Annotated in this window: 15 protein-coding genes and 1 pseudogene; 13 read left to right on the top strand and 3 right to left on the bottom strand. The window is 37.3% G+C overall.

All coding sequences use genetic code 11. The features are described from left to right. Window positions 1-152 precede the first annotated feature (152 nt). Window positions 153-361 (bottom strand): annotated as a pseudogene (locus ACN6MT_RS23335) (hypothetical protein). Window positions 362-532: 171 nt separating this feature from the next. Here ACN6MT_RS23335 and ACN6MT_RS23330 point away from each other — a divergent pair. Further along, on the top strand, window positions 533-1,924 hold the full coding sequence (locus tag ACN6MT_RS23330) for a sialidase family protein (protein WP_419888280.1): 1,392 nt from the start codon (window positions 533-535) through the stop codon (window positions 1,922-1,924). A 162-nt stretch (window positions 1,925-2,086) separates the two neighbouring features. On the opposite strand, the gene ACN6MT_RS23325 is transcribed toward ACN6MT_RS23330, so the two are convergent. Beyond that, complete coding sequence (locus tag ACN6MT_RS23325; RefSeq protein WP_419888279.1) at window positions 2,087-3,058, bottom strand: bile acid:sodium symporter family protein; 972 nt, start codon at window positions 3,056-3,058, stop codon at window positions 2,087-2,089. A gap of 220 nt (window positions 3,059-3,278) precedes the next feature. Here ACN6MT_RS23325 and ACN6MT_RS23320 point away from each other — a divergent pair, with 220 nt between their 5' ends. The 11 genes from ACN6MT_RS23320 to ACN6MT_RS23270 all read left to right on the top strand — a co-directional run bounded on the left by ACN6MT_RS23320 (window position 3,279) and on the right by ACN6MT_RS23270 (window position 9,050). After that, entirely contained in the window at window positions 3,279-3,458 is a 180-nt protein-coding gene (locus tag ACN6MT_RS23320; protein ID WP_419888278.1) for a hypothetical protein, read from the top strand. A gap of 226 nt (window positions 3,459-3,684) precedes the next feature. After that, a complete protein-coding gene (locus tag ACN6MT_RS23315; protein WP_419956515.1) occupies window positions 3,685-4,068 on the top strand; it encodes a DUF302 domain-containing protein in 384 nt (127 codons plus the stop codon). Window positions 4,069-4,214: 146 nt separating this feature from the next. Continuing rightward, window positions 4,215-4,580, top strand: a complete 366-nt coding sequence (locus tag ACN6MT_RS23310) for a hypothetical protein (protein WP_419888277.1) — start codon at window positions 4,215-4,217, stop codon at window positions 4,578-4,580. 11 nt (window positions 4,581-4,591) lie between these two features. Then, on the top strand, window positions 4,592-4,855 hold the full coding sequence (locus ACN6MT_RS23305; protein ID WP_063252800.1) for a metal-sensitive transcriptional regulator: 264 nt from the start codon (window positions 4,592-4,594) through the stop codon (window positions 4,853-4,855). A 121-nt stretch (window positions 4,856-4,976) separates the two neighbouring features. Then, a complete protein-coding gene (locus ACN6MT_RS23300; RefSeq protein ID WP_419888276.1) occupies window positions 4,977-5,456 on the top strand; it encodes a DsrE/DsrF/DrsH-like family protein in 480 nt (159 codons plus the stop codon). A gap of 44 nt (window positions 5,457-5,500) precedes the next feature. Then, window positions 5,501-5,860: a rhodanese-like domain-containing protein gene (locus ACN6MT_RS23295; protein WP_419888275.1), complete on the top strand. Its 360-nt coding sequence runs from the start codon at window positions 5,501-5,503 to the stop codon at window positions 5,858-5,860. An 18-nt stretch (window positions 5,861-5,878) separates the two neighbouring features. Continuing rightward, complete coding sequence (locus tag ACN6MT_RS23290) at window positions 5,879-6,175, top strand: rhodanese-like domain-containing protein (protein ID WP_419888274.1); 297 nt, start codon at window positions 5,879-5,881, stop codon at window positions 6,173-6,175. Window positions 6,176-6,225: 50 nt separating this feature from the next. Continuing rightward, window positions 6,226-6,801 carry a sulfurtransferase TusA family protein gene (locus ACN6MT_RS23285; protein ID WP_419888273.1) on the top strand — a complete coding sequence of 192 codons (576 nt, stop codon included), beginning with the start codon at window positions 6,226-6,228 and terminating at the stop codon, window positions 6,799-6,801. Between the two features lie 50 nt (window positions 6,802-6,851). After that, complete coding sequence (locus tag ACN6MT_RS23280) at window positions 6,852-7,979, top strand: MBL fold metallo-hydrolase (protein WP_419888272.1); 1,128 nt, start codon at window positions 6,852-6,854, stop codon at window positions 7,977-7,979. A 19-nt stretch (window positions 7,980-7,998) separates the two neighbouring features. Further along, entirely contained in the window at window positions 7,999-8,226 is a 228-nt protein-coding gene (locus ACN6MT_RS23275) for a sulfurtransferase TusA family protein (protein ID WP_063252811.1), read from the top strand. 47 nt (window positions 8,227-8,273) lie between these two features. Continuing rightward, window positions 8,274-9,050 carry a sulfite exporter TauE/SafE family protein gene (locus tag ACN6MT_RS23270; RefSeq protein ID WP_419888271.1) on the top strand — a complete coding sequence of 259 codons (777 nt, stop codon included), beginning with the start codon at window positions 8,274-8,276 and terminating at the stop codon, window positions 9,048-9,050. Window positions 9,051-9,230: 180 nt separating this feature from the next. On the opposite strand, the gene ACN6MT_RS23265 is transcribed toward ACN6MT_RS23270, so the two are convergent. Beyond that, window positions 9,231-10,394 (bottom strand): serine hydrolase domain-containing protein, encoded by a 1,164-nt coding sequence (locus ACN6MT_RS23265; protein WP_419888270.1) that lies wholly within the window; start codon window positions 10,392-10,394, stop codon window positions 9,231-9,233. Window positions 10,395-10,726: 332 nt separating this feature from the next. Here ACN6MT_RS23265 and ACN6MT_RS23260 point away from each other — a divergent pair, with 332 nt between their 5' ends. Further along, window positions 10,727-12,454, top strand: coding sequence for an SGNH/GDSL hydrolase family protein (locus tag ACN6MT_RS23260; protein WP_419888269.1), 1,728 nt, complete (start codon window positions 10,727-10,729; stop codon window positions 12,452-12,454). The last annotated feature ends 110 nt before the right edge of the window (window positions 12,455-12,564 follow it).

The raw sequence follows: 12,564 nt of genomic DNA, 5'->3' as shown, positions 1-12,564 counted from the left end.
CAAATGATAATTTAAAAAACACAAGTTTTCTAACCAGCAGCCCATGTGTTGCCATACACTCTGCACAAGTTGAGTCTATAAATATAACAATTATCATAATGAAAAAATCCCTCATGAAAATTGAGGGATTTATTTTATTATTATAGCGATGATTAGATGTTACAAGGTGGAAATCCATTAATATCTTGAATCATATAAAAATCGTATTGTTTTAAGGCAAACTGTTTTTGATATAGGTATTCCATAACAAGAAGTTTTCTGTCAGATGTACCGCACAAAACTCCAGAGGTCCCTTGCCCATTTAATAACGAAATCCGATTGGTTGCCCAATTAAGTACCCAATTTTTTGATGCCATGGCATGTTACCACCACCCCTTAAAATACATTATATGCCCATATATATTTTAAGTGTCGAAGAACGGTTTATTTGCACAAAGAACGTACAAGTTCCGGGCCCACTTTACGTTTGTTTGTCCAATCCGCCGTCCTATCTTGTACATATTATATTTTAAAAATTAATGGGAGGCTTTTTATGACAGATCAATTATCACCACTCATCCGTGTATCAAGGAACAGTCCATTTCGAGCATGCACAATTGGAGGGCCGGGGATCAGTTATGGAAACACTGAAATTGAACCGTATATTGCTGTGAATCCTACGACAGTTGGCCGGGGAGAAAATCGAGTCAACTATATAGGAATATGGCAAGGTGATCGCTGGTCCAACGGAGCGGCTAAAGGATTAGTAGCCGCCTCCTCATTTGATGGAGGTAGAACTTGGAGGAATACAGCATTACCGTTTAGCAGATGTGTAAATCAGAATTTTCCATATGATCGTGCCTCCGATCCATGGGTATCATTTGGACCAGATGGAACAGCATATGTTTCAGCTCTTTGTATTAATATTGGTGCAAATGAAGAGGTAACTGATTCAGCGATTGCTGCAGCTACATCCTTCGATGGTGGGAGATCATGGCAATATGTTAACATCATAAAGGAAGATAGTGCGGCAGGGATTGTTAACGATAAAGAAGCGATTACAGCCGACCCGACCACTCCAAGAGTAGCGTATATGGTTTGGGATCGTGTCACACCGAACGGAGCACCCACATGGTTTTCAAAAACAACAGATGGAGGTGAAACATGGAGTAAACCGAGGATTATTTTTAACCCAGGTAAAAATAATGGAACTATTGGAAATCAAATAGTTGTGGATCCAAACACTGGAACATTATATAACTTTTTCACTCTAACTCTTAACATGACTCAGGAGCAAAAATCGGAGTCGTTTGTGGCTGTACAGACATCGGACGATCAAGGAGAATCTTGGTCAAAGCCGATAATCATTTCACGATTGCAAGGAATAGGTGTTATTGATCCGAATACAAAGGCAAAAATTCGCAGCGCGGGGGAAATGATTCCTGAACCAGCCATTGATGAAAAGACAGGGGTGCTATATGTTGTATGGCAAGACTCACGTTTTAATGGAGGAATCTATGACGAAATTGCACTTTCATCATCACGAGATGGCGGACAAACTTGGACCAAACCAATACGAGTCAATACTCCAACAGGAAAACCTGCCTTTACACCAATGGTTCGCGTTAACTCGGATGGTATTGTTGGTGTAACATATTTTGATTTACGTCAACAAGATCCAACACACGAAACCCTCCCGGTAAATTATTGGTTTACTTCATCGGATGATTGCGGACGGACATTTAAAACGGAAATAAAAATTTCCGGTCCGTTTGATATGCTTTTATCTGCGCTACAATTTCCTCCTTCTGTACCAGGATATTTTATTGGTGACTATATGGGGCTTACAAATGTTGAAGAAACGTTTGTTTCGTTTTTTTCACAAACAAACAATGATTTTGAAAATAGAACGTCTGCATTATTTCGGAAAATTCGTCCGCGTTAAAAGGGCGCTGCTGAAAATAGTTATATCTGAAAAGTCTCCCTTCCTATTATTATTGCTCATCCAATATAAAAATAAAGGGAATTGAGTAACAAAACCATTTTCATAATTTCAAAAAAAACACCTTCATGTGGACGTTAATTCCAACAATGAAGGTGTGGTTATCTAGTTTGTTAATTGTGAACTTTTTGAATCCGCATCGACAGACTTATTGTTATCCATCCGATTAAATAGGGTTGCTAATATTGGACCAGATATATTATGCCAAACACTAAAAATAGCACTTGGTACGGCAGATAATGGTGAGAAATGTGCTGAAGCAATGGCAGCACCTAAGCCGGAGTTTTGCATTCCCACTTCAATGGCAACTGCTTTTTTCTTCGATAAATCCATCTTGAATAATTTTCCAAAGAAATAGCCTAATAAATAGCCAAGGACATTGTGTAGGATAACAACAGCAAAAATGATTAACCCCGTTTTAGCAATATTTTGTTGGTTAACCGATACTACTGCTGCTACAATCGCAACAATTCCTATAATGGATACAAGTGGAAGGACCTTTACACTTGCTTGTGCTTGACGATTAAATAATTTCTTAATGATTACCCCTAGGACGATAGGTATAATCACAATTTTTACAATGGAAATAAAGAGGCTAGCTGGATCTACTGGAATCCATTCGCTTGCCAGTAATAAAATAAGTGCTGGTGTTACTACAGGTGCTAGAATTGTCGTCACTGAAGTAATCGTTACACTTAGGGGTACATCACCTTTCGCCAAGAAAGTCATAACATTAGATGAAGTCCCACCTGGACAGCAGCCTACTAAAATGACTCCTACCGCAATTTCAGGAGGTAATTGTAATCCTTTTGCAAGTAAAAAGGCAAGAACAGGCATGATTAAAAATTGACCAATAACTCCAATCGCCACATCCTTTGGGCGTCTGAACACTTCTTTAAAATCTCCTGTAGACAATGTTAGTCCCATTCCAAACATAATGATCCCTAATAGGAGGGAAATATGTGGTGCTATCCACGTAAATGCGGATGGCCAAAAAAACGAAAGGGCTGCAAACAATAGCACCCAAACAGCAAAGGTACTGCCAGCCAATTGACTTATTTTCTCTAAAACTCTCATTTTTTACACCTCTGACTTTGAATTTTTATGTAATGAAAAGTATTATAGAATAGTTTTTGAATAAAAACAATAGTTAGAATATTAAATTATCAAAAAAACTAAGAATTAAAATATTGTAAACGCTTGCTTAGACAGGAAGGATAAAGGAGCTGAATAAGACGACATAAAAAAGATGATTTCATCATATTTATCACTAATGAGAGGTTAAAGAGGTGAAAACATGTTACGTAATGTTGGCAGAAAATTTATCTTATTTCTGATTGGAAGTTCGGTCTTTGCCGCATTTATTGGTTTTGCCATGTTTAAGGCTGGCCTCATATCTTTTCAAGGGATACCTCCATCCCAGAATACTAAAGATCCTAATCGAAACAGAAGAGTTGGAAAAATTCGAATCTCTTGAAATTCTAAGTAGAGGTGCTTTTGCCGCAAGTAAAGGGTTTTTGGTCATTGTTTTAATATAGGTAGGTTTTTTAGAAAAATAAAAAGTTTAAACATGAAGCATGACCCTGAATTTCGAGTCATGCTTTTTATATTTACCCAAAACGAACTATTTAGATGTGAAAATTCTGGTAGGAGGCATGTCAAAAAAGGTAGGTGATACTAAACAAGAAAGGAGGGAAGAAAACATGTTTGATTATACCGTTATAAGTGATAAAACCATTGAGGGGGCCATACAAAGCCTGGAAAAAAGCTTACAAGAAGAAAAGTTCGGTGTGCTATGGATGTTTGATATTAAAGAAAAGCTGCAAGAAAAAGGCCTGGAATTTTCCAAAGAATTTAAAGTGCTTGAAGTCTGTAATCCTGTTGAGGCACAGAGGGTCTTAAGTGAAAATGAAATGGCAGGATATTTCCTCCCTTGTAAAATGGTTGTTTATGAGCATGAAGGGAAAACGAAAATTGGAATGCCAAAACCCACTGCACTGATTAGTCTGTTAAATGATGAGAGAATGAAAAATTTTGCTAACGAAATTGAAGATCGGTTAATTAATGTTATAAACAAAAGTAAATAATGTATTCTCTAAAAACTTCTTTGACCGCTGGATTAAGCGGTCTTTTCAATAGGATATCAAATAATAAAATTTACGGTTGACTTTATACCTATAGGGGTATATTATTGAAATTGTCATTGCAATTTGTTTCATTCTAGGAGGCATACATGGTATATTTAATTCTAGCGCTGATCGCAGTAGCAACTATCTCATATAAAAGATATTTTCCTGTTCTGGGTGTGAAATGTCATCCCTTATCAGAACTTGATTTATCTCAAATAGAAATCCTTGATGTCAGAGATTATAACGAATCTTACAAGAACCCGATAGATGGAGCCATTAATATTCCTATTTCCTATTTTAAAAGAAACATGCATGAGATACCACATAAAGAATTACATTTAGTTGTATCAAGTTTACTTGAAAAAAATATTGGGATACGGACGCTGCAAAAAAAGGGTTTTCGAGTAGTTGGATATACCTTTGTTCGTAATCATGAATTAAATAAATGTCCATTAGAAATACACTGTTAGGAGGTAAAATCATGGAGTATAATGATCAGGTCAAAAACCGAGTAAAACGAATTGAAGGTCAATTAAGAGGTATTTTACGATTAATGGAAGAAGATAAGGATTGTAAAGATGTGATTACCCAGTTGTCTGCTGCTCGAACTGCAATCGATCGAACAATAGGGGTCATTGTGAGTTCCAATTTAGTTGAATGTGTTCGAAAAGCCGATGAAACAAAAGAAAGAAGTGCCGAAGAGTTAATTAAAGATGCAGTAAACTTATTGGTAAGAAGCCGATAAAAAAGGGTTGACACCCTCTTTTATTTTCGTTACTATGATACCCATAGGGGTAATGGTAATTAACTTTTATTTTATATAAATTAATACCCTTAGGGGTAAAAATACACAGGAGGTCATAAAAATGACTGAAAAGAAAAAAACTACTATTGTCTTATTAAGCGGTGATTACGATAAAGCAATGGCAGCCTATATTATTGCAAATGGTGCAGCTGCCTATGATCATGAAGTAACGATCTTTCACACTTTCTGGGGGTTAAATGCGTTACGGAAAGATGAGAGCATTTCAGTCGATAAAGGCTTTTTGGAAAAAATGTTTGCTAAGATGATGCCTAGAGGCGCTGACAATATGGGTTTATCAAAAATGAACTTTGCTGGTTTTGGTCCTAAGTTAATCAAAAAAGTAATGAAAAAACACAATGCGCTTCCTCTTCCTGATCTTATTGAGATGGCACAAGAACAAGATGTAAAATTAATTGCCTGTACGATGACGATGGATTTACTAGGTCTTCAAAAAGAAGAACTATTAGATAACATTGAATATGCAGGAGTGGCAGCCTATTTAGCGGAAGCTGAAGATGGTAATGTAAATCTGTTCATTTAATTTTAATTGGCGGATTTACGCCCCAACATTAGGAGGTTACTAAGATGGAATATATAAATTATATAATCATGGGACTCTTCCTCTTTTTGATTGTCAATCGTTTCATTCCAACAAAAGGGGTAAGAAATATCTCGACAACAGAATTGAAAAATGAATTAAAAGACAAGAATAAGCAATTTGTTGATGTTCGAACTCCAGGTGAGTATAAAGGCAATCATATTAAAGAATTTAAAAATATTCCTCTTCATCAACTAGCTCAAAAAGCACCCGAGCTTTCAAAAGATAAAGAAGTAGTCGTTATTTGTCAAAGTGGTATGAGAAGTCAAAAGGCTAGTAAGCAGTTAAAAAAACTTGGTTTTACAAACGTTACGAATGTTAAGGGCGGTATGAGCGCTTGGTTTTAATATAAAGGAGGATTAACAATGAGAGAAATGACAGCTAAAGAAGTTGAAACGAAATTAAATGAAGGAACGAAATTAAACATTATTGATGTACGTGAAGTGGATGAGGTTGCAGCTGGAAAGATTCCTGGTGCTGAAAACATTCGTTTAGGATTAGTAGAATTCCGTATGCATGAATTAGATAAAGCAATAGAATATATCATCGTTTGCCGCTCTGGTGGGAGAAGTGCCCGTGCTGTGCAATTTTTAGAGTATCACGGATATAATGTCATTAATATGACAGGCGGCATGATGGCTTGGGAAGGAAAGATGGAATAAATTTTTTCACACAAATAATACCATAGTGGGTATAAAACGGAGGTTTTAAGATGGAAAACGTTAAAGCAAATGTCATGTTAGACGCAAAAGGATTAGCTTGTCCTATGCCAATTGTCAAAACAAAGAAGACGATGAATGGATTAGAAGCTGGGCAAGTATTGGAAGTTCAAGCAACAGATAAGGGGTCGAAGGCTGATTTAAAGGCTTGGGCTGAGAGCACAGGTCATCAATATTTAGGTACGTTAGAGGAAGGAGCCGTATTAAAGCATTACTTACGAAAATCCTCTAGTGATGAAACAATCGACAGAAAACATCCAAATGTTATCGATAATGATGAACTTGAAAGAAAACTCGAAACGGAGGATAACATCATTGTTCTCGATGTTAGAGAAAATGCTGAATATGCGTTTAATCATATCCCGAATTCCATTTCGATCCCATTAGGTGAATTAGAAATACGTTTTGATGAAATAAACAAAGAAGCGGAGATTTATGTTGTTTGCCGAACAGGCAGCCGTAGTGACCTTGCTGCACAAAAATTAACAGAAAAGGGATTTACCAAGGTGACGAACGTCGTACCAGGAATGAGTCAATGGTCTGGGAAAACTACTACTATCGTCAAATAAGATATATTAAATTTTTTTAAAATAAAATATACCGTAGGGGGTAATTAAGAGTGACTGTTAAAGCTATGACTTCAAAAGAAGTAACAAAGAAAGTCTTTAATAAGGAAGAATTATTTATTCTCGATGTTCGTAATGAGAGTGACTTTCGAGATTGGAAAATTGAAGGAGAAAACTTCGATCATTTTAACATTCCCTATTTTGAATTACTAGATGGTGTTGAAGAGATTATCGATAAGATTCCATCAGATAAGGAAGTTTTAGTGGTATGTGCAAAAGAAGGATCTTCTATCATGGTGGCAGAAATGCTCTCGGACGCAGGGCTTACGGTTTCTTACCTACAGGGTGGGATGAAAGCATGGAGTGAGCATTTAGAACCAGTAAAAGTCGGAGAGTTAAGAGAAGGCGGAGAAATGTATCAGTTTGTCCGTGTTGGCAAAGGTTGTTTATCTTACATGGTTGTGTCGAACAATGAGGCTGCGATTATAGACGCCACTCGTATGACAGACAATTATCTTGAATTTGCTGATCGTATTGGTGCAAAAATTACTCATGTTTTTGACACACACCTACATGCCGATCACATCTCAGGTGGTAGAACGATAGCAGAAAAAACGGGTGCAACGTATTGGCTGCCGCCAAAGGACGCAACAGAAGTAACGTTTGCGTATCAGTCATTAGAAGATGGTAATGATGTTGAAATTGGAAAGGTAAAAATCCATATCCACGCCTTGTATTCACCAGGTCATACGATTGGATCTACTTCATTTATTGTTGATGAGAAGTTCTTACTCTCCGGTGATATCTTGTTTATTGACTCTATTGGCAGACCTGATTTAGCAGGATTGGCACAGGATTGGGTAGGGGACTTAAGAGAAAGTTTATATAAGCGCTACAGAGAATTATCAGAGGATTTAACGGTTCTTCCTGCTCACTTTATGATTATTGATGAATTGAATGAAGATGGCAGTGTCGCTGAAAAATTAGGAACTTTGTTCGCGAAAAACCATGGCTTAAACATAGAAGATGAAAATGAGTTCAGAAAAATGGTTACGGAAAACCTGCCGCCACAACCGAATGCTTATCAAGAGATTCGGGAAACAAATATGGGAAAAATGAATCCAGATCTAGAAAAACAACGCGAAATGGAAATTGGACCAAATCGCTGTGCCGTTCGATAAATTTGAGGAGGTAATGTAAATGGAAGCAAATAAAATTCTCGACGCAAAAGGGCTTGCATGCCCAATGCCAATAGTTAAAACAAAAAAGGCGATGAATGATTTAGAAAGTGGTCAAGTACTAGAAATTCATGCGACAGATAAAGGGGCAAAAAATGACCTTACTGCATGGGCAAAATCAGGTGGTCACGAACTAATTAAACACGATGAGGAGAACGATGTGTTTAAGTTTTGGATTAGAAAAGGGTAAGAATATGGGAACCAATCAGGTTCCCTTTTCTTAAGGGGGGAAATACCATGGATTTTGGATTTATTATGATTATTTTCTTAATTGGTTTTATAGGATCCTATATATCAGGGATGTTAGGAATAGGCGGTTCCATTATTAAATATCCGATGCTGTTATACATTCCACCTTTATTTGGTCTGGCAGCATTTAGCGCCCACGAAGTATCTGGAATAAGTGCTGTTCAAGTGTTCTTTGCGACTATTGGTGGTGTATGGGCCTACCGTAAAGGCGGTTATTTAAATAAAACACTAATTGCATATATGGGTGTAAGCATATTAATTGGTAGTTTTGTTGGGAGTTTTGGTTCAAGATTAATGACAGAGGGTGGAATTAATCTAGTTTATGGTATTTTAGCATTAATAGCGGCTGTAATGATGTTTATTCCTAAGAAAGGAATCGACGATATACCTCTTGATCAAGTGAAGTTTAATAAATGGCTGGCAGCAACTTTAGCATTAATTGTTGGTATTGGATCTGGAATTGTTGGGGCAGCAGGTGCATTCTTATTGGTACCTATCATGCTCGTGGTATTAAAAATTCCAACTAGAATGACCATTGCGTCCTCATTAGCGATAACTTTCATCTCTTCAATTGGTGCGACGGTGGGGAAGATTACAACCGGACAAGTTGATTTTGTACCCTCGCTCATCATGGTGATTGCCAGCTTAATCGCCTCCCCACTTGGTGCAATGGCTGGAAAGAAGATCAATACGAAGATCTTACAAGTTGTACTGGCATTATTAATCTTAGCAACAGCTATCAAGATTTGGATGGATATCTTGTAAGCTTTAAGATTCCGCTAATAGCCCGAATGTTTAAAAATGGTGAAGCTGTATTATTTTGTGTAAACAAAAGCAATCGACCCAGCATTGCATTGGTTTGGGCGATTGCTTTTGAGTACTAATGATACAACAATTACAAATAATCATTGTTTTCCTTAAATAATTCAACACATATGCCTTTTCTTAAAGCGAACTATAAATAACCGAGCGAAGCCGTGGCTGATGGTAAGCCTCAAAGTTAGGCAACATTTGTTGCATATACACTGCAGAAAGCTTTTCTTTTGGGTCGATTAATACCCACGTACCCGCTAAACCACACCAGCCAAATTCTCCAATTGAACTGTTACTGCCAGCTAAAGGCGGATCAATCATGACTCTGACACCCAATCCATAACCATAGCCCTTGAGATAGTCCCAATTATAGTACGGCAACACCTCAGGCTGTAGATGATTGGTGGACATTAGTTCTACCGTCTTTCTCCCCAAAATTTTGACCCCGTTAAGCTCTCCGCCGTTTGCCAACATGTGGGCAAATCGACTATAGTCACCTAACGTCGACAGCAGACCTGCACCTCCACTTTCAAACTTGGCTTCTGGTTGATAATACCCATCCAATAAAGAATTTTGGGTTAACTCTCCATTTTCGCTGCGATTGTAAAGGTTGCTAAGACGCTCTTTTTTCTCCTCGGCAATCTTGAAGAATGTGTCCTTCATTTCCAAAGGATCAAAAATCTCATCTTGTAAAAATTGTCCAAAGGATTTACCTGACACGACTTCAATCAGTGCACCTAAGACGTCATGACTATAGCCATATTGCCATTGTGTCCCCGGTTCAAAGGCAAGTGGAATCTTGCTGAGCATTTGGGAGAGGGATCTTACATCTAAATTCTCAGAACCGTTTTCGTTATTAAAGTTATTGATCGCCACTTTAACCGAACGTTCCGTTTCATTTCCTTCCCCTCCATAGGTTAATCCGGAGGTCATCATGAAGAGATCTTTGACCCTGATTGATTTTGAAGAAGGTAAAATCGATAACTCTCCGTTTTTATTTCTATGGTAAACTTTTGGTTCTTTGAATTCAGGAAGATACTCTTCAAGAGGATCATTCAGCAAAAACAATCCCCGTTCATATAAAATAAGGGCAGCAACACACGTAACCAATTTGGTGTTTGAAAAAATTCTATAAATCGTATCGTGGAAAATTGGTTTTTCAGATTCAATGTCGGCATATCCTATGTAATCTTCAAATACTGTTTTCCCCTGATAGGTAACCGAACAAGCACATCCAGCCGGACCGTTTTCGACAAAGCCTTTTAATAATGGATGTAGTTTTTCAAATGATTTCAAACAACTTCCCCCCCCTTACGATGCATCGACTTACAGAAAAGTAGATGATACTCCCATTTAACCATTTATTGTTAATTGCAACAAGATGATATTAATAATATAAAGCGATTTCAAAAATGCATTGACCTTTCTGAAAATAATAATAAAATTAATACATATAGACTTTGTTTGTTGAATGAATAAACTTTGTAAATTTAGTAGCAGTAACATATAAAAAGGTGGTTATTACTTTTAAAAATAACCAAAAGGCTCCCATTGGATCGGCAACAGGTGTCAATTATGAAGCACCATATGTCATAAAAATTGATCATTCATAGGAGAGATAGGTAACGATGACAGAAAGCAGATTAATAAATAACGATTTCAAGTCACCAAAAAATCTAGTAGTAAAGAGAGATAGCTTTTTCGTTATGTTCGAGAAAGTGATTGAGGCAACTCCCCGTAATGAAGGGAAGCCTTCACAGGAAATCTATTTGGATGGAGAACGATTAAAAAGTATTGCCAGACTTGTAGGTGGCGTGAAGGATGAGGACATCTTGACTCTCCTTGACGATTGTAAGGGTTTCCGCAAGCTTGTGCATAGTATAGGTATAGTGATTAAAACAGATGCTGAAAATGCAGGAAAAATTAATTTTATATTACACAATTATGGAAAGCAAAATAAATATGAAACTGGAACACTGCTAAGAATAGCTTGTCCAACAGATGGAACCGAGACGATTTTAGAACTTGGGGATTTTCAATGGTCCCTAGATGATGATGTTCCAGGTAAATTTGCCTTTGAATTTAACCATACTGGTGAACTAGCATTGGCAAGTGTCAAATTCTATCTTCATGATGACTATAAGGTACCCGAGATACCAATGGAACCACCGGTTGCATTTGGCTCAAAAGGTTACCAGACTATGATTAATAAGTCCCTTTTAAGAAAGGGAAACAATCATAGATTAAAAGCAGCTATTGAAAAAGCAGAAAGAGGCGACGATGTTACCATTGCCTATATAGGGGGCTCCATCACTCAGGGCGCTGGTGCAAAACCAATTCATACCCATTGTTATGCTTACCAATCTTATTTGAAATTCAGAGAAATGTTTGGAAAAGATGATGGCGAGAACGTTCATTTCATAAAGGCCGGGGTAGGAGGTACACCATCTGAACTTGGCATGATTCGTTATGAACGGGATATTTTAAGGAATGGAAAAGTAGAACCGGATATTGTGATTGTTGAGTTTGCCGTAAATGATGCAGGAGACGAAACAGAGGGAGTTTGTTATGAAAGCTTATGTTTAAAAATACTTTCATCGAAAAACAAACCAGCTGTTATTTTATTATTCAGCGTGTTTGAAAATGACTGGAATCTGCAGGACAGGCTTTCTCCCGTAGGAAAGCACTATGATCTGCCAATGGTCAGTGTAAAGGACGCAGTGGTAGAGCAGTTTAGGCTTACGAAGGAAGAAGGAAACATCATTACCAAAAGGCAATTTTTTTACGATATTTATCATCCAACAAATGACGGTCATACTGTAATGGCCGATTGTCTTGCCTATTTATTTTCAGAAACAAAGAAATCTCGTAAAGACCAAGTTGACATCGAAATCGATAAAACGCCGGTTATTGGTAATGGTTTTAAGGCTGTTCAGTTACTTGATAGGAAAGATAACACAATAAATGCAACGATAAATATGGGCAGTTATTATGAATTAGATGCTGATTTGCAAATGGTAGAGATGGATGCGAACCCCTTTGTTACTCCACAATTCCCGAATAACTGGATGCATACAGCTGCTTCGGGAAATGAGAGTTTCAAAATCACGATAAACAGCAAAAGTCTTATCCTTATTTTTAAGGATTCAGGAAGTAGTGAATTTGGAATAGCAGATATATTTGTGGATGGCCAGCATATAAAAACCCTCGACCCTCATGAAGTGAACTGGACACATTGCAATGCTGTAATCTTGTATCAGGAGAATATATCCCGGGAACATCAAATAGAAATCAAGATGGCTGCCGAGCATGAAGTCAAATGTTTTACGATACTGGGATTCGGATACACCTTGTAACATTTCATTATTCCTGTTGGGAACCGTAATTTTAAAATAATCGAAACTGGATCGCGGTTCGATATAAATATGCAGCCTTCTAATCCAGTCACTACTTAAACTAGTCGAAT

The organism is Neobacillus niacini (genome assembly GCF_048572935.1).
Classification (GTDB): domain Bacteria; phylum Bacillota; class Bacilli; order Bacillales; family Cytobacillaceae; genus Neobacillus; species Neobacillus niacini.
Note: the sequence above shows the minus strand (reverse complement) of the source record. Positions and strands in the feature narration are given on the sequence as shown.